Source organism: Leclercia adecarboxylata (assembly GCF_023639785.1).
GTDB lineage: Bacteria > Pseudomonadota > Gammaproteobacteria > Enterobacterales > Enterobacteriaceae > Enterobacter > Enterobacter adecarboxylatus_D.
Genome location: NZ_CP098325.1, coordinates 1,795,521 through 1,812,816, shown reverse-complemented (window position 1 = coordinate 1,812,816; position 17,296 = coordinate 1,795,521). Strand labels below are relative to the sequence as shown.

Here is a 17,296-nt window from a genome sequence, read left to right as displayed (position 1 = left end):
GTTAACCAACCTTTTGTTTGAGAATTGTCACGTTTGAATCAGCATCGGAAATGCTGTTGAGATAAGTTGACCAGAGTTCTAACGCCTCTAACTTTTTAAGCATGAATTTACTTCTGTTATATACACCAGCCACTCCGGGCAACGCATGGCCCAGCAGCTGTTCCACAACATGAAACTCAGTACCCAGATCCGTGAGGTGTGTTGAAAGAGTTCGCCGCAAATCGTGCAGCGACCATTGTTTTTCATGGCCCAGACGCTTACCGATTTTCCCGCCGATTTTACTCACGCTTTCCCTGATACGCAGACTACCTAACACATAGCCGGTATGCTTTGTTTCCTCGTGAATGTCTGTGATCCATTGCCGTAAAACCTCAGGAACTGGCCTGATAATTTCCACACCCGTTTTTGAATGTTCTTTCGGTACTGTCCATATCCAGCATTCACGATCCCATTCGTTCCATTCTGATAAGCGGGCCTCACTCATTCTGCATCCAAAAATAGTGCACAGTACAAACATCTTCCTGGTGTATTCAGACATCAGCTTTATGTCAGGCTCGACAAAAATCGCTTTCCATAGCTGGCCTAATTCGTTCTCACTCAATACGCGATCCCTCTTTCCTGCAACCTGCCCTACATCTGTCATACGCAGGTCCTTAAGGGCATCACAGGTGGCGTACTGGCGTACCCTGCAAAAGCGCAGTGCCAGTTTAGTATCAGAGAATACATAAGCAGCCATGACTGGCGCAGTACGCTTAATACGGTCAAAGCAATCCAACCATTCATACAGATGGGTATCGTTTACGGGTAGGTGGCCGATATAAGGGAAGATATGCTTTCGAAAACGGCCCAGCGTTACTGCGTGGGTTTTGCGGCGAACCTTGCAGTAATTTTCGTACCAGTAGTTAAGCGCATCTTCCACGGTTACTGGCTTTAAACGTTCCTCAGCCTGAATCTTAATCTGAATACGCGGATCACGCTTGTCAGCCAGCCATGCACGGCATTCATCACGCTTTTCTCTGGCTTGTTTCAGGGACATGTCCGGGTACTTACCGAGAGTTAACCAGACAGGAGCAGTCAGCCCACCAGCCAATCTGTAGAAGAAAACAAAGCTAACGGCCCCCTTCGTACTCACCCGAACAGAGAGCCCTTTCCCATCAGCAACTGTGACCTGTTTTTCTCTGGGTTTACCCAGATACCCCTTGAGCGCTTTGTCGCTCAGTTTGTTCTCGCCTGCCATTTTTAGCCCCCAAAAAGCAATACAAGCTGCAATACAGAGGTGATTGCAACGCACAGATAACGAGGAAAATCCAGTGAAAGAGGAGGAAAGGTTTATTCTTAATAATCAGTAGATTAAATGCAAAGGACAGCAACTACGTGAAAGCCTCAGAAAGCCATGCTAAGTGCTTCGGCTTGACATAGCCAGGCGTAAATTCTGAAGTTGTACCGCCGCGGGAGCGGATGACCTTGCCGGAAATAACAGGCGAGACATAGAGCGCCATGTTAACCAGGCCCGGGATTTGCGACAGGTACACCTTCTCAGTGCTGAAGGGATAGCTTTCGCGGAAGAAAATGCGAAGGAAAAGCGGATCGAACTTAAATTTCTTCTCATTGACCGCCAGCAACTGGGCAGTGGTATAAATCGACATAGGTTTTTCCCGTAAAAAAAGCCGCACAGGCGGCTTTTATGGATGAAAGTGAGTGTTAATAAAGGGCTTAGATGATGCTGACGGCCGTGCCGGTAAACGCATTACGCTTGATATGCTCATCGGTCACAGTTGAAGGCCAGAGAACATCTTCAATGCGGAATGAGCCGGATTTATAAAATGCCAGCTCCACGCTGCTCTGGTCTGCAGCTACGGCCAGAATACCGCATGCCGCGCCAGCGTGAGTGCCGTCCCAGACCGTTAACTTGCCCGTATCGGCATCCAGCATGAGTGGTGTCATGGCCGGCGTGGAGGCAGTCAGTTCACCGGGTGCATACGCAGTATGTGCCGGGTCACTGTTGCCGAGCGGCTGTAGATGGGTAAAAACTTCAGTCGTTGCCATAAGAGCCTCTTAAACGGGGGTATTTAACAAATCGTCACCTGCTCCAGCAGATGCATTACCTGTCGATAGCGCACCAGGTGCTGTTTCCATCAGGCGATCCAGTGCCGTATCGGAACGCGCCTGTGCGCTTTGCGGTGCCGCGGCAAGAATGCGCTGCGCACTCTCAACCGTCATGCCAGGGGTTTCGGCCAGTGCGCGCGCCTGTGATTCGCGCCCCTTTGCCTCGTCACAGTTCAGGATCCCCATAATTCGGCCATTTTCGGCACTCACCGCTGCGGCAACCCGGGCACTGACCTCTGCCGGGGAAGCAACAACTGCAGCAACGGATTCGACAGTATTAGTCGGTTCTGCTGGCGCGGTGGCTTGAATTGCATTCGCAGCTGCGGCTGATGCGGTGGTTACTTTTTCCATATTCCCTCCAGGGGTGATCGTTTTTCGTTTGTTAAGTGACTCGCGCATCACGTTCAGCGCGTCAGTGTTATTAACCAGCTCTTCAGCCAGACCGGCATCCACCGATTCCTGACCGGAAAATACAGCCGCCTCGGTATCCAGCACGGACTGCACGGACATGCCCGTATAAGAAGCAACCTTTTCGGCAAACATCCGGCGCGTAGCGTCGATTCGCGTCTGAAAATCATCGCGAACGTCTTTCGGTAGTTTTTCGTAGGGGTTGCCATCAACCTTGTGATCCCCGCTGTAAATCAGGGTGACCTCGACGCCCTGCGTTTTCAGGGCGGCACCGTAGTTGCTATGCGCCATCATCACGCCGATAGAGCCCGTACGCGCGGTCTGGGTGACCAGCCGGCGGGAAGCGGCGCTTGCGATAAGTTGCCCGGCACTGCAGTTCATATCGTTTGCCAGCGCCCAGATGGGTTTGATATCGCGCATACGCGCAATAATGTCGGCACAGTCGAATGCGCCAGCCACCATCCCGCCAGGCGTATCCATATCAAGGAGAATGCCGTCGACCCCGGGATCACTCATGGCCTGCTGCAGGCGGGCAATAATGGCGTTATATCCCGTCATGCCGGAGTAAGGCTGCAGCGACCGGGTTTTACTGACCAGCGTGCCGGAAACGGGCAGCACCGCGATGCCGTTCGTTATCTGGTAACTGCGCGCTGTCCGGGGTCCCACTTCCTCATCATCGCCAAAGAGCGCCAGCGGTTCGGCAATCTGCTCAGCACCAAGCGTTGCGCCCGACACCGTGTCCGTCAGACGGGTGATGCCCAGCTGACCTGCCAGCGCGCAAAAGAAAACCCGCGCATAGGCGGGTTCAAGCATCAGTGGCTCATTAAAGGCCATGCTGGCAATATGCGGGAGATTACGCAGCTCTGGCGTCATCTTTCTCCTCCTCATGTGATTTCTTCAGACCAGATTTAAAGGCGGATGCCGCCCATGCCGGAGGGGTAAGACCCGCAGCCCGGCGCTCCATTGTTTCTCTCACCTGCTGGGCAAATATCTCCTGGTAGTCTTCACCTCGCTTGGCGCACTCCTTCTCATAGGTACTGAGCCCCGCCTCAATCAGCATGGCGGCTTCCTGCACTTCTTTCAGTCCGTCAATTGCCATTCGCCCTGATCCAATCCAGTCGCAGTTACCCCAGGCACTTCTCGCCTCCTGGAAACTGAAGCGAGCTTTAGAAGGCAGAGTGACGACCCGACGAACGACTGCCTCCTCCAGCCAGCAAAGAAACATCTGGCTGGCCTGGCGTGATGCGACAAACTTGCGGCGTCCCATGAAATAGGCCCAGGACTCGTTGGCGCTGGCCCGCGCGGTGGAGTAACTCATCTGGGAATAGTTACGCGAGAGCTGCTCGTATGACACCCCCAGTCCGGCGGCGATATAGCGCAGTAGTGACTGTTCAAAGGTTGAATAACCGTTATCCGTATCCTGCGCTGACTGCAGATTTAGTGAATCACCAGGCATCAGGTGCGGGACTTTGGCACCACCGAGTCGAACCGGCGCCGCGGTGTAATACGATGCCATCTCACCCAGCCAGCCTGTCATTTTGCTTTGCTGGTCTTTACTGTCAGAGCCGAGAATAAAGTCCATTGCCGTCTGCGTATCCAGTTCGCTTTCAATGGTGGCTGCATACATTGCTTTCACGATCGCGCTCTGCAGCTGCGTATTTTGCAGGGTGTCGAGCATTTTCATCTGCTCCATCACGCTGTAAAACAAGTTAGCACCGCGGGTTTGACCATCTTCAAGCGGCTCGAACACATGGATAAACGATGGTCTGCCCCCGGGCAGTTCGCGAGGAATATACGTCCATTTCTGCGCCATCCAGCCAGGATAATTGTCCTCGCTGACGTAGTAGCCCTGCGCTGCGCCAGCATCGTTTATGCTCACACCGGCACGGCAGTTTCGGCTGTCCCCCATATTATTCGGGTTACTGACACGCTTCGGGCTAACCATCTTGAATTGCGTGCGGAAAAGGCGCGTGGCACTGCTGTCCCAGGTTGCCTGAGCACATAATTCACCGTTGAAAGCATGCATTGCAACGCCTTCACGGATCATCATGGTAAACGTGCGTTTGCGTTCAGCATCAATGCAGCAGCAGTCGTCTTCAGCAAATTCTTTCCATGCTGCCTCGACTTCCCGTGAAAACGCCCGCGCCTCCTCCTCACCAATACCGAGGAAACGCCAGCTTGGGCGATGGCTTAAGCGGAAAAATGACCCAACGATGTGATCCTGGTGAAGCTGTACGGCATTAGCTGCATAGCCATTATTCCTGACCAGATCATCAGCCCTGGCATTACCGCGCGAAAAATTGGGAAGAAGTGCGGCATCTGCGCTTTCACTCGGTGGATTCCAGGCCCGTAACTGGCCCCCAAAGCCCCCGCCACCGCCGTGATAACCGGCATAGTCCCGCAGGGATGTTTTACCGTCCGGCCCTACTAAAGCTGGTAATCTCATACGTAAAACCCTGCCGGCCCCCGGCGTCGTGAAGTGGAACCAACCTGAGATTCAAGGTCAGCTATGTATTTTTTGAGGTCAGAGACAGAAGTAGCGGTAAATTCCACTTTGCGGCCGTCTTTCTGTACCGTCGCAACCCGCTTACCCATCATGAGGTCATGTAATGCAGCGCGTGCTGTCTCCAGGTCAGCCTGTGTCGCCATTATTCTTCTCCGGATAATGCCCGGGCGTAATCCGCCAGGGTTTTGTTATTTTTACGCCCGCTGTCTTCCTCCAGCAGACTTGCCAGAAGAGAATCGAGATTAAGCTGCCATCGCGAGATGCTGATCCGTAGGGCCGCAAGTGCGTAGACAAAACAGTCGAGCGCCTCATTTCGTCGCTTTTTGCTGTCCCAGACGATCTTTTTTTTACCGTCTACCCACTTTTCGACCTGCTCCTCAGCTGTCAGCTGTTGAGCTTCAGCTAAATCATAGATTTCAGGATCATTCGGGAAATGCACCGCGCCAGCGAGAGGTTCGTCGGCCTTAGGCACCAGGGTGAAACGGTTATAGATTTGCTCTTTTGCAGTGTCGGTCCCCACTTCCGTGAGATAAACACCGTTTTTGTTGCGTTTGCGCGGCATGCTGGCAACGGGTTTACCGTAAACAGACGCCCCTTTAATGGGTATCAGGCGGAACAGCCCGTGCTTTTTCGAACGGTTATAGACGATGGTCGGGTCGATACCCCCGATATCCCAGCAGATGCGTGAAATCGTCATTTCCACCCCGTTTTGCCGGGTATAGATCCGGTTGATGACCTCATCGACCCTGAGCAGAGTGGCTTCATCGTCATGACGGCCCATGATGATCTGCCTGTCGATAAGCCAGCTTTCTTCGCCCGGCCCCCAGCCCCAGACCCGCATTTCATAACGATCAAGCTGAGAGTCTATACCGGCTGTGAGGTAGGCCACCCGTTCCGGAACCGCGGCGCCAAAGTGCTCCTTACGTTCGGCCATAACGTCCGAATCAGGACGGTCACCAATTTTCGGCTCCCATGTCTCACCAAGCGTGGTATTAACGAAAGTCTTACGCTTGCCGGTATCCCCTTTTGTCTTGACCCAGTCTTTGACGATTTGCACCCAAGTTGTGAAGGGACTATAAGCGGTCCAGATATGAAAGGTGACGCTGTCAGGCGGATCAATTTCGGTACCGGATGATGAAAACCAGCACAGACCGTCCCGCGTCCAGATCCCCGTCTCTTCGCAAATGTAACGGGCCTCCGAAAAATCAAGCTCCTGCTGCTTAATCACGCAGGCATTATGCTCGCAAAGGTAAAACACACTGGCAGGTTCACCTGGCGTCCATTTAAACCCGAACGGTGTCTCTTTATCGCCGAATTTAAGGTACTGCTCCTCACCACAATGCGGGCAAGGAACGTGGAACCGCAAAAAGTGCTGCGATTCTTTCGCGGCACGCTCAATCTGGCAGGTACCCCTGACTTTTGGCGTGGATCCACGGATGGACTTGGGCCAGACCGAGCCTTCAATTCGCTTATCGCCCAGAAAAGTTGGAGAACCTTCTTTCTCAATGTCTTCATCAAAGGCGGCTAGCTCGTCATAGCCCGCCACATCGACGGATTTCTCACGATAGTTTTTTGCGGCCTTCCCCCCTAGACACCAGAATCCACGCCCATTGGAAAATCGCTTCATGCTGAGTGTGTTATCACGGTGTTTCTTGCCATACCAGGGAGCAAGGGACAGGAGCGAGGGAATATCACGAATTGTCGGCTCGACATGCGACTTCATAAAGTTTTCGGCATCGCCGTCAGTCGGCAACCAGATAAGGGAGTTTCGCTGCTTATGCTGGATGAAATATGCGTAAACTCCGAGCAGCATTTTTGAATAGCCAACTCGGGCAGATTTCACGACATTCACTTCACGAACATAGTCGTTGCCCATGGCATTCATGATTGCACGCTGGAATGGCAGCGTCTCCCAGCGCCCCTCCTGGTATGCAGACTCTTTCGGAAGATAGTAGTTATCGTCTGCCCACTCAACAGCTGTCTGCGGCTCCGGACGGTACAATGAACGGAGCCCAGCGTTCGCAGAGTGCTGCAGCCCCTTAACCTGACTGTTCGATATATTCACTCAGCAACCCCGGTATCATTTCATCCAGCGCAGCTGCTTTGTTCATGGCCTTAATGACGTCCTTCTTAAGGAAATCAATATGTCGGTTTTCCAGCTCCGGGAAGCGCCGCTGAACCGACAGAGGTACTCCATCGAGAATACTGGCAATTTCTCCGGCTATCCGCGACAGCACGAACGTGCAGAATGCGGTCTCCACCACCTCAGCGGACTCTTTTGCATTTTTAAGTTCCTGAGCGTCAGCCTGGGCTCGGGTGAGACGGTGCCGCTCATATTCAATCGTGCCTGGCTGAAGGTCTGACTCTGAAGCAATCCGCAGGTCTTCAACCTCCTTCCGTAATTTTTCATTTTCTATCGCAGCGTCCCGCGCTGAATACCATTCGATAATGGCGGCGGATTCATACAGCACCTCATTCCCCTTCCCGCCTCCACGCGCTACCGGCATCCCCTGATCCTGCCAGTTCTGAATCGTGCGTACGCTGACGCCGAAAATCTCGGATAAGAGTTTTTTATTAACCTCCATTGCTCACTCCTGGCATAAAACAGAGAAAGGAAATGATAAATGCCAAATCACCATTTCTTGGGCTTCATCATTTCCTTTCTTTTGAAGGGGTGTTTTCAGTAAAAACAGTAAGATAGTCAGAAGAAGAACGGAAACGGCAAATTCTCGAAAATTTTCATAAATAGCGAGAATCTGCGAGGTCGCCGCCCCGTAACAGGCCGATATGCCGGAAAGGACCCACTAATGATATTGATTATCATTTACAATATAAATATGCTCACTACTGAAAGTCTCTCTCTGAAGCGCGTATGAGGCACATAAAAAAGCCCCGTATAAGCGGGGCTATATTTTATGGAATGTCTGAGTCTATTCGTCTTTTTTGATTACAACTTCCTGCGGTCTCATCTGCTGGATAGCACGGCAGATGCAGTATGGAATTACTGCCCATGCAACGCCCATTGCTGCCCCAGCCGCCTGCTGAGGCGCGCTAACAGCGCCAAACACGCTGACGATACCCTCTATAAAACCAATTACCCCGAATACAACACAAATTGCCCACAGGAATTTCATTGACCTAACTCCATTCAAAAAGAGCAATTAGGATAAATCTTAAAACTATTTAGTAAAGCATTATCGCCCGGTAAGAGTGCATGCCTACCGATAAACACAGCTTATGCCCTAAAGGCTTATCTGCGATTTATCCGTTATTGCCATGATGATGGGTCTGGTCATGATGATGATGCCTGAGGAAATTCTTAATATCTCACGCTTACGCTTGTTGTTACTCGCCCCAGTGCAAGGCTGTAAAGGACTCTAATGCGCAGAATGCCAACTCCGGAGAAACATCGGGGAAACATCAATAAAAAGAGCATTGATACTGAGACTCCAGTGGCCCTACAGGTGAAGGCTTCTTTTTTTAAAGACTTCAGCATTACCCTCCTCGCTTATGGTGGCAGTCTCATTTTCATATCCCCATACGAAGATGCTCACACGCGCAATTTCGGGTTGATAATCACGATTAAATAAATATGAAATGTTTCACTTAAGTTAATTTAATGTTTTGTAATCTTGCCCATATGTACTTAATAAGCCATGATTTCTTCGGGAAATAAATACAACAATATGTGTCAGGTTGCCGGGGGTGATGATGTCTCATCTTCCGGTTTTTTTCCTTGTTAAACTCTCATTAACATTATCAAGCCCACCAGCAGATGAGCTTTGTAATGGTTACTTAGTCGTCGAGTTGCAGCACACCATGTTCAAGTGAATCGGAGTAAGCAATCAGTCCGGTATACTCAGGGGTAACCTCACCATCATCCGCTTCGAACTCAGGGATTGTCACAGTGGTGATGGTGTATTGTGCCTGGCCGTCCTCTTTAGCGAAGGCTGCCAGGTCCTCAATCTGTTTTGCTGTAAGAACTACTGTCATGCTTATTCCTCGGTGATTAAAAAGCCTCTCGATTTTGAGGCTAAGAATTTTCTATGCTTAAAGTTCAGAGGAGACGGTGTCCGGGCCTCAGGGTTAAGACTTTAACGAAGCATATGACCCTATATCAGGACGTTTACTTTTATGTATTAAGAATCATCCTGGTGTTACCGCTTCCGCTTGTTGAATCAGAACCACGGACCATATTTATAACTCCCTGCAAGGCTCCTACCTGCACCAGGGAATCCCATGGAACTGTCTCATGACCCGCATGAGTACACTCAGAAACATCCGTCCATAGCATGTCTTGCCCTCTCTCCAGGGGGCTTTTTTTTTGCCAAAAAAAGACCAGCTCGGACAGAACTGGTCAGGGTCATACAGCAATGTAGATAGCTTTTGCACAAAGTTCGACGTTATGCCTGTTCCTTCAGTCTTTCCCTCAAACCCCGGGTGCCTCCCGGTGAACTTACTCCAGTAAGCAAATTCGCATACGTCCAGCTTTTACTGGTTGCCCCACCGCTTAGGGGGATTGGCTTAAATGGCAAAGATGTCGAATCACTCGTGCAATTTGAATGTAGTTGATGCCAAAATTTTTAATGTGAGTTGTATAAAACTTTTTGCTGAGTCGGGCTAATAAATATTAAGCAGGTATTAGCCTAATCAGAAAAAAATGTCATTTACGTTATTATTTTAATACTTCAGATTTTTGATAAGTCATGCGCTATATTCATATCCTCCTTGTAAAGATGATCTCTCTTGGTCTCCCTTCCGAACTGCAGGATTTCATTTCGGAAGGGGTATTTTTCAGAGCAAGTAAGCCCACCAGCAATTTAGCTTCGCTCGGCATTTACTTTACAGCGTTATACCAGGCCTGCCAGCGGTACTTATCTAAACGCAGCTGGCGCAGGCATTCCGCAGTTTCGATATCAGCCTGCAGATCGTCATCGCTATTGGTGCCAGCGTTACTTCCTCTGCACGGCTCCTGCATCAAATCCGCTGATAGAGTTGGCAGCGTCGATGGCACGCTGGCGCAGCTGCACAGCAGCATCGTCAAACTGGCACATAGTACGATCCGGAGACTGAACATATTTCACCACGTTGCGGGTAATGGTTCGGTAAATCACTTTGGACTCGGCGGTGGCTGCGGCGGCTTTCTCTTCAACCGGCTGAATAATCTTCTCGGCTTTTTCCTTCTTCTTCGCCGCCAGCGCGTTGATATGATCAGCGTGCGCGCTCCAGCCAGAACGCCAGGCGATTGCACCGGTGACAGAGATGGCGACCACCAGCGCCAGCAGAACGTAACGCAGCTTCATGACAGGGCCGCCTGCGCCCGGTTGTAACGCACCTTGCGGTCAGCCAGCCCATTCTGCCCACCGTTGATGATCTGGGTGACACGCACAATATCGCCGGAATACAGCAGACAACTGCGTAACGCGAAGAACCAGGCCGCCGAACGGGCAGCGTGTCGTTCCTGCACCAGCAGCTCAGGCGTGCTCACCAGATCCAGCTTGAGGGCCGCGCCGCATTTGGTGTAGTTCTCGCGTCCGGTGATCTGCAGCAGACCACGGCCACGATACTTCCAGCCATCGCCCGGGCTGTTATTACCCATGCGATCGCCATATACCAGGTTGGCAATCTGCGGCTGGTGGGCGGTCTGTTTACCGTCAACCCGGCCCAGCATCTCGCACTGGTACGGCGTCAGGCGTTTACCGAAGGTTTTCTTCAGGCCGTCGACCGAGTAGTTGAAGCTTTCCACCATCGACGTAAAGCCTGCCGATTCGTGGCCCAGTTGCGCGATGAACATGGCCTGATCGTTAACTGCGGTGATGCCGAACTCCTTCATTGCCGCGTCGATGTGTGGATACCAGCGCGCAGCTAACCCAGCGCTTAGCCCAGCCGCCTTCTGAAATTGTGCCTGATTCATAGGGTTCCTTACTTGGTGTCGCCACCAAAGCGGACGTTGATAACTCGGTTTGCCACCGAACGGACCTGCTCTACACCGACAAAACCGAGCGCCCCGCCGATCGCAATAGAGAGGGATTGAGGAAGGTTGACGTAATCCAGTGCAGATACAGCCGTTAACGTCATGGCGCCGCACATCAGGCCTTCCAGCAGCATCTTTTTCCATCCACCGCCACCGTAGGCAATTCTCAGCACTGCCATCACAACTGACAGCAGCACGGCGCCAATGGGTGTTTCACCACGCCACCAGCTATGGAGCAGATCAATTAACTCCGTCCAGGAGTGAGGGTCGTTGTTCATTTTCATGTCTCTCACCTCGCTTGTTCGCGGGTGTCGTATGGGAAGGGGTCAGGCTCTCCGGATGAATTAACGACAGGACCTTGATGGGGGTTCCGGGAGCCTGAGATAAAAAAAGGCCCGCGTTTTAAGCGGGCCTAACTGAGTTGGAAATCTAAGTAGGTAGGCATTTTACCTCGCCATCATCCATACAGCAGCTGTGTCGGGCAGCGTTACTGGTCGGTCAGGATGTCCGGTTAATGGTTCTGGCTTGGCTCACGATTAAATAATAGCACTACTAACGAAGCGCATACAAAAAAGCCTGCTTTACTAGCAGGCGATATTTAACTCAGAAATGGAGAATAAGACAGGTGCCGGATGCCTCCTGGTGACTCGTTAACAGTTATACGAGCCGCAAGCATATCTGCACTTAGCAGTTAACTGGATTGCCCCGCCGCACAGGGGGATTCACCTGACTCTTAACAATAGCAAAAGTTTGTCAGAATTCTAAAGTGTCGATGCTCAAACAGAAAACTGGAAGCAAGTTCCATTAAGCCATCGAGCGGCACGCTTCTGCGCAACGAAGACAAGCTTCAGAGCATTTCTGACAATGTTCTGCTTCGTGCTTCCCACATTCTTCACCGCATTTCTGACAGGCTTCTGCGCAGACCCGGCATAGCGATTTGGCAAATTCACTATCAAAGGTCATAAATTGCGCTGCGAGCCGACAAATATTCGCGCACTGCATATCGAGTCTTATGCACTCACGCATCATATCCACTTGTTCTTCTTTCAGACATGAAGCAGCACAATAATCACAGGCAGCCGCGCATTTGTAGCAGGCCTCGATGCATTCAGCATGGTTAATTGGCATATTTCGCTCCTTTCAGTCGTAAGCAGAAAACTAAGTCTGGTTACAGGAGTGCGATGATGCCAGTTAATAGGAGCGTTATTCCAAATTCGCCTAAATTGTAATTACAGGGAACGCATTCGAATAACGACTACCTTCATCAAATTCCGAAACGACTAACGATCTCATGATGGTGTAAGAGGACCTTCCAGAACTTCTGCTTCACCATTATCACAAATGGGATCCCCCTGCGTCAGGTGCCAGATACCGGTTACGGTCTTACCCGTTTCAAGGTCTTCCGTTTCTCCATGGGTATAGTAGGCAACCTGAACTCTGCCATTGTGCTGTATCCAGTAAAAACCTTCTCTCATACCTCACCCTCCCTCACTGAGGAGAGAGAGTAACCATTCTGATTGCAGGCTGGTGTTAGAAATACTTAATTATGAGTGAAGCGATGTAATGGTCCGCCATCGAGGATTCGAACCCCGAACCACAGAGGTAGAAGCTCCGTGCTTTCTCCGGTTGAGCTAATGGCGGTAAAAAAAACCAGCAGTGAATGCTGGTCAGAAACGCCGTTGTATACATAGTGGGCAGTTGCCCAGGTCACTCTAGTTATTTCGTGAGAGCATTATCGAATGCTAATTCAAATATAGCATTGCTAATAAAAATGGCACTATTTCTAAGGCCGTCCAAAGTCGGCCTTAGAAATAATTAATACTGAATTTGTGATGCCGGGTGCCTCCCGGTGATCCTGCGCCAGACCACAGAACCGCGCTCTATACACCTGCCATGTCTGGTCGCCCCGCCGCATAGGGGGATTCATCACAGGCACAGCCTAGTCTTCTTCCTGCCATAAAGCTATTTATATTTGTATATTTATTCAGTATGAACAAAAAGACCAACAGTGCTGTGCTAGCCAGGGTCATGTAAAACAAAAAGGCCGCCAATCGGCAGCCTTAGAAATAAATGATATTGAAGATGTGATGCCGGGTGCCTCCCGGTGACTCTATGCTAGACCACAGAATCGCGTCATTCACCTCCCAGTCTAGTCGCCCCACCGCTTAGGGGGATTCACCACAGACGCAGCCTAATCGCTTTCCTGCAATAAAGCTAACTTTATCTGTTTATTTATTCAGTAAGAACGAAAAAGATCGGCGGTACTATGAAGACCAGAATCATGTAAAACAAAAAGGCCGCCAATCGACAGCCCTGGAAATAGATGATACTGAGGTTGTGGTGCCGGGTGCCTCCCGGTGACCCTGTGCTAGACCACAGAACCGCGTTTACAAACCCGACTCGTTTTGCCTAGCCGCCCCACCGCTGAGGGGGATTCACCACACGGGCACTCTACGTGGACTACATCTTAAAAGATACATTTTATTTACCATTTATTAATAATAAAAAATCCCGCCGTAGCAAGGCTTGTGTATCGTTTTAAGTCCGTGGCGTAGAAACCACTCTTAACAGACTACGATAGTTTTTGCGTACGCGTTAGCTTTTTTGTACTCTTCAGAAAATCAACCACATTGTTCTGATTGTTGGTTGATTTACCAATAATATTATTACCAAAGGAAAAAGGTAATGACCGCACAGCAAGAAGTAAAACGCTTTACAGTGCACTATGGCGCTGCGAAAGGTTCTGACCTTGATAAGCATAAAATGAATGCTTATGACCTCGGTATGTCGATTGTTGAATTTGCCAAAATGGTTAATCGTGCAGATGACATTATCAATAGCCAAAGTACTCTTGAACTAGAGGTGACTGCTCCGGCCAAAGAAGGTTCTTTGGTTATTGAATTTGCACTTCTTATCAAAAGCTCTGGCGCCCTAGAAGTAATGAAATATCTCGGTTTGAGCGCAGCTTCTGCCTCAATTGTTGGGGGATCAGCGTTCGGAATTGTTAGGAAACTGAAAGACAAAAGAATTCTTGGCATTGACACTGATACAAAAACGGATAAAGCCAAGATACTCTTAGATGGTGAAGAAATAACGGCTGATAAACACGTAGCCCGTTTGGTGTCAGACCCTGTGATCCGTCAGGCCATGAATGAAATCATAACTCAGCCTCTTAATTCCGAAGAAGAGCCATCGTTTAAAATAAAAGTTGAAGACGAAGAAGTAATATCGTTTAAGGATGAAGAGGTCTTAGACTTCACCCCACTACCAAAAGCATCACTTTCTAGCGAGAAAACGGAGGCCATCACGACGAACGTTCTCCTCACTCAGGTAAACTTTGGTTCAAGCCGTGGCTGGAGGATGCTCTACGATGGAAAGGAAATCGCCGTACGTATGGATGATGCTTCATTCATGGCCAGAGTAGAGGATAGTGAAAAGAGCTTTACTAAGGGTGATATGTTTGAGGTGGCGCTTTCAATAGTCTCGAAAACAACAGCCAGATCTCAAAAAACTGAGTATATTATTACTCGGGTCATACGCCACAGAGCATCAGCTGAAAGGAAGATTTTATAAAGTGAACGAAACCGAGGCGATTCAAACGATTGCACAATTCATAGGATGGATGGGGCTTTTAACCCTTTCTCCGTTTGTGTTTCGCCTCGCCTGTGCTTTGTCATACTACCTCACAGGAAAGCTCAAGAAGAGAGAGACTCTAATCATTCAGTTTATGGAAAACGGTAAGGTAGTTAAAGAGACAGAGGTCAAACTGGACTCAAAATCACCTTTAGTTCAGCAATTGAATGATGCCAAAAAGGTAGCACGATGAGCACAGTCCCTCATGACAATGCTGTAGGCGTCAAAGCCGCTGTAGGTTCCACAGCCAGTCTAGGTTCTATATTGATCGGATTATCCAGCTACATGCCTGGGGACTGGGGTAAAATTTTCGCCCTTCTAGTTCCCCTTATCAGTTCGCTTATATCATGGCTAGGTATCTATGCTTATAATCGCTGGATGGAGCCGCAAGCAGTCGTATCTTGGCGATCTGCTCTGAAAAAAGATTTAAAAGAACAGTTAGCAATCATTAAAGATGTGCATTGTGATGAGGAAACAAAGGCGAAAGCAAAAGCGGTCTACTCGCAAACAAAAATGAGAATAGCAACTCTTCGCCAAGATTACGCCTCGGGCTCCCTAGGCATAAAAAGCCCGAGTTAATTGATCATTCTAGGCTTTTAACATTGACATACATCCTTCGACAAACCCGAGTGCTGTTTGTAGGTCTTTCCTTATCGTTCCGTCTGAACACTTTCGCTTTTTAGCAATTGATCTTAACGATATACCAATCACAAAATGAGCAATAACAAGCTCATATTCTTCTGTTTTATATTTACGCAAACGAGCGACACATCCATCGATCATAATGCCTGTGTCTTCATCACACTGATTCCGTGATTTCTTTCCGTGTGGAAGCAGGCCTTTAAACCCGGCGGCAATCGGTTGCCAATCTACACCGCTACTGTCTGCAGCAGCCCAAGCACCCCATAGATCCATAACTTCATACATATCGCGCATGTTATCTCCACTGTTCATGCTAATACGCCGATAGCCAGCGCACGATCTAAAAACCGAAACAGCAGCGTTAACTGGTTGCCGTATTTCGCTTCAAATGCCATAGGGCCAGCGTGCAACTCGTCGTGATGCTCTCTGCACAGAGGTATCACAAACAGGTCATGCGCCTTAGTACCCATTCCACCCTGCCCGTGGCCTATCAGGTGGTGGGGATCGTCTGCCGGTTTAGAACAGCAGACACACGGCTGAGTTTTCACCCAACGCGTATACTTCTCATTTTCCCAGCGGCGGCGCTTGGGTTTCAGCATGAAGGATTCCGGGGTATCTGGATCAACCTTCATCGCCACTATCTTTTTTGCTTTCTCCTGCAGCAGTTCAACCGCTGGTAAAGAGGGGGTGATGTCACTTTCGCGCATTACTGATTGCATGGGTTCTGGCTGTAGCCTCAGAGCCTTAATCGCCATGCTTTCCGGGATAACATCTGCCAGGTCGTTCTTCACAAGCCACCAGCAGAACTCTGGAAGCGTAAGGACATGGTCTTCATTGAAGCCAAGTTGACCGCTAACGGTCTTCAGCAGCCAGGATACCAGGTTTTTGCGGGCAATGCCTGCCAGCCTTTCAGTGGATTGATCACGCAACTGGTTATCACATCCCCAGCAAAGGAGAATGCTGCCGGGTTCGTGCCGCATGATGGTGAAGTCGCTTGCGTGCCAGTTGTTATGAGGCCACTGACATTCTCGTTTTTTCATCAGCCAGCCATCGAGAACAGACAGGCCACCAGCACGCTGGATCACCCTGGGATTTTCGAAAACAGGCAGCAAGCTGGCATCCTCGGCCAGGGGCAGATGGGATTTCGGTAAGGCTCCGGAAGGCATATCCGCCAGCTGCTCGCCGGGAGTTTCGATAACAACGCGCCCCTGACGGAACAGCCACATCAACTCGCTTCCGGGCCGGAAGAGCACAACCCCGGCAATAGGTGCAATCTCTGGTGTCAGTAATGCTCTCACGCCATCTGCCCCTTAGCGATATGCTCAGCCCACAGGCCGCCTACCCAGCGCACACCCTTCGCGGTAAATCGCGCCTGGCTGAATGCGTGGTTTGAAGCCACTGATGTTCCTGTTTTAACTTCAAAGCGTCCAGCGTCGATGTGCTGATGCCGCGGCGTCAGCGTTCCGCCAAGACGGTACATGATTTCGTTCTCGATCAGGAAAAGGCGGAACTCAGTCTCTTTAGCTTTAAGCAGTTTCGCCACCTGGCGGAATGAGAGTGAGCCGCTGGCGGTGCAATAGCGATCTACGAATTCGACTTTTGGTGCTGCTGCGGCGAGTTCAAGCGTCAACCTCTCTTTCTGCTCGGCAAGGTCGGCAGCAAGCCGCAGCGCCTCTGGCAAGGACTGAGGAACGCTCATCTGCTGTCCGCTTTCCAGTTCCTGCCAGCGGTCAACCAGGCGGGCAGTAAATTCGGGGCAGAGCTGCGCAACAATCACATAACTGTCACGCTTATTCACCTGGTAGTGGTGATACTCCTGGCCGTTCTGCGGATGGGTGTACGGCAATGCCGTATACCTCCCAATGACTCCTTTGCTCATCAGTCGCTCAATCGTAATGCACACATCAGAGTGGCGTGATCCGACAAGCGCGGCGATGTCCCGGCTGGACATCGTTATCATCTGGCTGGCGGCTGCCGCGTGATGTGTAGTGCAAAGGTTGAATACATTTGTCTGGTTCATACGTATC

At 50.3% G+C, this 17,296-nt stretch carries 20 protein-coding genes, 1 tRNA gene and 1 pseudogene; 3 read left to right on the top strand and 19 right to left on the bottom strand.

Annotated elements, in window-relative coordinates; translation table 11 throughout:
* Position 1: 1 nt before the first annotated feature.
* The 16 genes and pseudogenes from NB069_RS08550 to NB069_RS08475 all read right to left on the bottom strand — a co-directional run bounded on the left by NB069_RS08550 (position 2) and on the right by NB069_RS08475 (position 12,635).
* Positions 2-1,237, bottom strand: coding sequence for a tyrosine-type recombinase/integrase (locus NB069_RS08550; RefSeq protein WP_250588952.1), 1,236 nt, complete (start codon positions 1,235-1,237; stop codon positions 2-4).
* Positions 1,238-1,400: 163 nt separating this feature from the next.
* Positions 1,401-1,646 (bottom strand): annotated as a pseudogene (locus tag NB069_RS08545) (major capsid protein); the annotation flags it as partial.
* A 67-nt stretch (positions 1,647-1,713) separates the two neighbouring features.
* On the bottom strand, positions 1,714-2,046 hold the full coding sequence (locus tag NB069_RS08540; protein WP_250588951.1) for a head decoration protein: 333 nt from the start codon (positions 2,044-2,046) through the stop codon (positions 1,714-1,716).
* A gap of 9 nt (positions 2,047-2,055) precedes the next feature.
* Positions 2,056-3,387, bottom strand: coding sequence for a S49 family peptidase (locus NB069_RS08535; protein WP_250588950.1), 1,332 nt, complete (start codon positions 3,385-3,387; stop codon positions 2,056-2,058).
* The gene (locus tag NB069_RS08530; protein WP_250588949.1) at positions 3,368-4,960 is read right to left on the bottom strand and encodes a phage portal protein; all 1,593 of its coding nucleotides are present in this window, start codon (positions 4,958-4,960) and stop codon (positions 3,368-3,370) included. The genes NB069_RS08535 and NB069_RS08530 overlap by 20 nt, the downstream gene beginning before the upstream one ends.
* Positions 4,957-5,163, bottom strand: a complete 207-nt coding sequence (locus tag NB069_RS08525) for a phage head-tail joining protein (protein WP_103823772.1) — start codon at positions 5,161-5,163, stop codon at positions 4,957-4,959. The genes NB069_RS08530 and NB069_RS08525 overlap by 4 nt, the downstream gene beginning before the upstream one ends.
* Complete coding sequence (locus NB069_RS08520) at positions 5,163-7,085, bottom strand: phage terminase large subunit family protein (protein WP_250588948.1); 1,923 nt, start codon at positions 7,083-7,085, stop codon at positions 5,163-5,165. The genes NB069_RS08525 and NB069_RS08520 overlap by 1 nt, the downstream gene beginning before the upstream one ends.
* Positions 7,060-7,605, bottom strand: coding sequence for a terminase small subunit (locus NB069_RS08515; protein ID WP_250588947.1), 546 nt, complete (start codon positions 7,603-7,605; stop codon positions 7,060-7,062). Before NB069_RS08515 ends, NB069_RS08520 begins: the two co-directional genes overlap by 26 nt.
* A 345-nt stretch (positions 7,606-7,950) precedes the next feature.
* Positions 7,951-8,154: a hypothetical protein gene (locus NB069_RS08510; RefSeq protein WP_250588946.1), complete on the bottom strand. Its 204-nt coding sequence runs from the start codon at positions 8,152-8,154 to the stop codon at positions 7,951-7,953.
* A gap of 661 nt (positions 8,155-8,815) precedes the next feature.
* A complete protein-coding gene (locus NB069_RS08505) occupies positions 8,816-9,013 on the bottom strand; it encodes a hypothetical protein (RefSeq protein ID WP_032617985.1) in 198 nt (65 codons plus the stop codon).
* A gap of 959 nt (positions 9,014-9,972) precedes the next feature.
* Positions 9,973-10,323: a hypothetical protein gene (locus NB069_RS08500; protein ID WP_250588945.1), complete on the bottom strand. Its 351-nt coding sequence runs from the start codon at positions 10,321-10,323 to the stop codon at positions 9,973-9,975.
* A complete protein-coding gene (locus tag NB069_RS08495; RefSeq protein WP_250588944.1) occupies positions 10,320-10,934 on the bottom strand; it encodes a glycoside hydrolase family 19 protein in 615 nt (204 codons plus the stop codon). The genes NB069_RS08500 and NB069_RS08495 overlap by 4 nt, the downstream gene beginning before the upstream one ends.
* Positions 10,935-10,942: 8 nt before the next feature.
* A complete protein-coding gene (locus tag NB069_RS08490; RefSeq protein WP_039028981.1) occupies positions 10,943-11,278 on the bottom strand; it encodes a phage holin, lambda family in 336 nt (111 codons plus the stop codon).
* A 520-nt stretch (positions 11,279-11,798) separates the two neighbouring features.
* Positions 11,799-12,122, bottom strand: coding sequence for a four-helix bundle copper-binding protein (locus NB069_RS08485; protein ID WP_250588943.1), 324 nt, complete (start codon positions 12,120-12,122; stop codon positions 11,799-11,801).
* A 161-nt stretch (positions 12,123-12,283) separates the two neighbouring features.
* Positions 12,284-12,469 carry a hypothetical protein gene (locus NB069_RS08480; RefSeq protein ID WP_114387378.1) on the bottom strand — a complete coding sequence of 62 codons (186 nt, stop codon included), beginning with the start codon at positions 12,467-12,469 and terminating at the stop codon, positions 12,284-12,286.
* A gap of 89 nt (positions 12,470-12,558) precedes the next feature.
* Positions 12,559-12,635 (bottom strand) — tRNA-Arg (locus NB069_RS08475).
* Between the two features lie 1,044 nt (positions 12,636-13,679).
* On the opposite strand from NB069_RS08475, the gene NB069_RS08470 reads away from it, so the two are divergent.
* From NB069_RS08470 to NB069_RS08460, 3 genes are read left to right on the top strand one after another with little or no spacing between them, the layout of a single operon-like run.
* The gene (locus NB069_RS08470) at positions 13,680-14,567 is read left to right on the top strand and encodes a hypothetical protein (RefSeq protein ID WP_151585282.1); all 888 of its coding nucleotides are present in this window, start codon (positions 13,680-13,682) and stop codon (positions 14,565-14,567) included.
* A gap of 1 nt (position 14,568) precedes the next feature.
* The gene (locus NB069_RS08465; RefSeq protein WP_151585285.1) at positions 14,569-14,820 is read left to right on the top strand and encodes a hypothetical protein; all 252 of its coding nucleotides are present in this window, start codon (positions 14,569-14,571) and stop codon (positions 14,818-14,820) included.
* The gene (locus NB069_RS08460) at positions 14,817-15,206 is read left to right on the top strand and encodes a hypothetical protein (RefSeq protein ID WP_151585288.1); all 390 of its coding nucleotides are present in this window, start codon (positions 14,817-14,819) and stop codon (positions 15,204-15,206) included. The genes NB069_RS08465 and NB069_RS08460 overlap by 4 nt, the downstream gene beginning before the upstream one ends.
* Before the next feature lie 9 nt (positions 15,207-15,215).
* Here NB069_RS08460 and NB069_RS08455 read toward each other — a convergent pair whose 3' ends face one another.
* The 3 genes from NB069_RS08455 to NB069_RS08445 are packed head-to-tail and all read right to left on the bottom strand — an operon-like array spanning position 15,216 to position 17,289.
* Positions 15,216-15,563, bottom strand: a complete 348-nt coding sequence (locus tag NB069_RS08455) for an antiterminator Q family protein (RefSeq protein WP_250588942.1) — start codon at positions 15,561-15,563, stop codon at positions 15,216-15,218.
* Between the two features lie 14 nt (positions 15,564-15,577).
* Positions 15,578-16,567, bottom strand: a complete 990-nt coding sequence (locus NB069_RS08450) for a DUF968 domain-containing protein (RefSeq protein WP_250588941.1) — start codon at positions 16,565-16,567, stop codon at positions 15,578-15,580.
* Entirely contained in the window at positions 16,564-17,289 is a 726-nt protein-coding gene (locus NB069_RS08445; RefSeq protein ID WP_250588940.1) for a phage antirepressor KilAC domain-containing protein, read from the bottom strand. The genes NB069_RS08450 and NB069_RS08445 overlap by 4 nt, the downstream gene beginning before the upstream one ends.
* Positions 17,290-17,296: the final 7 nt, after the last annotated feature.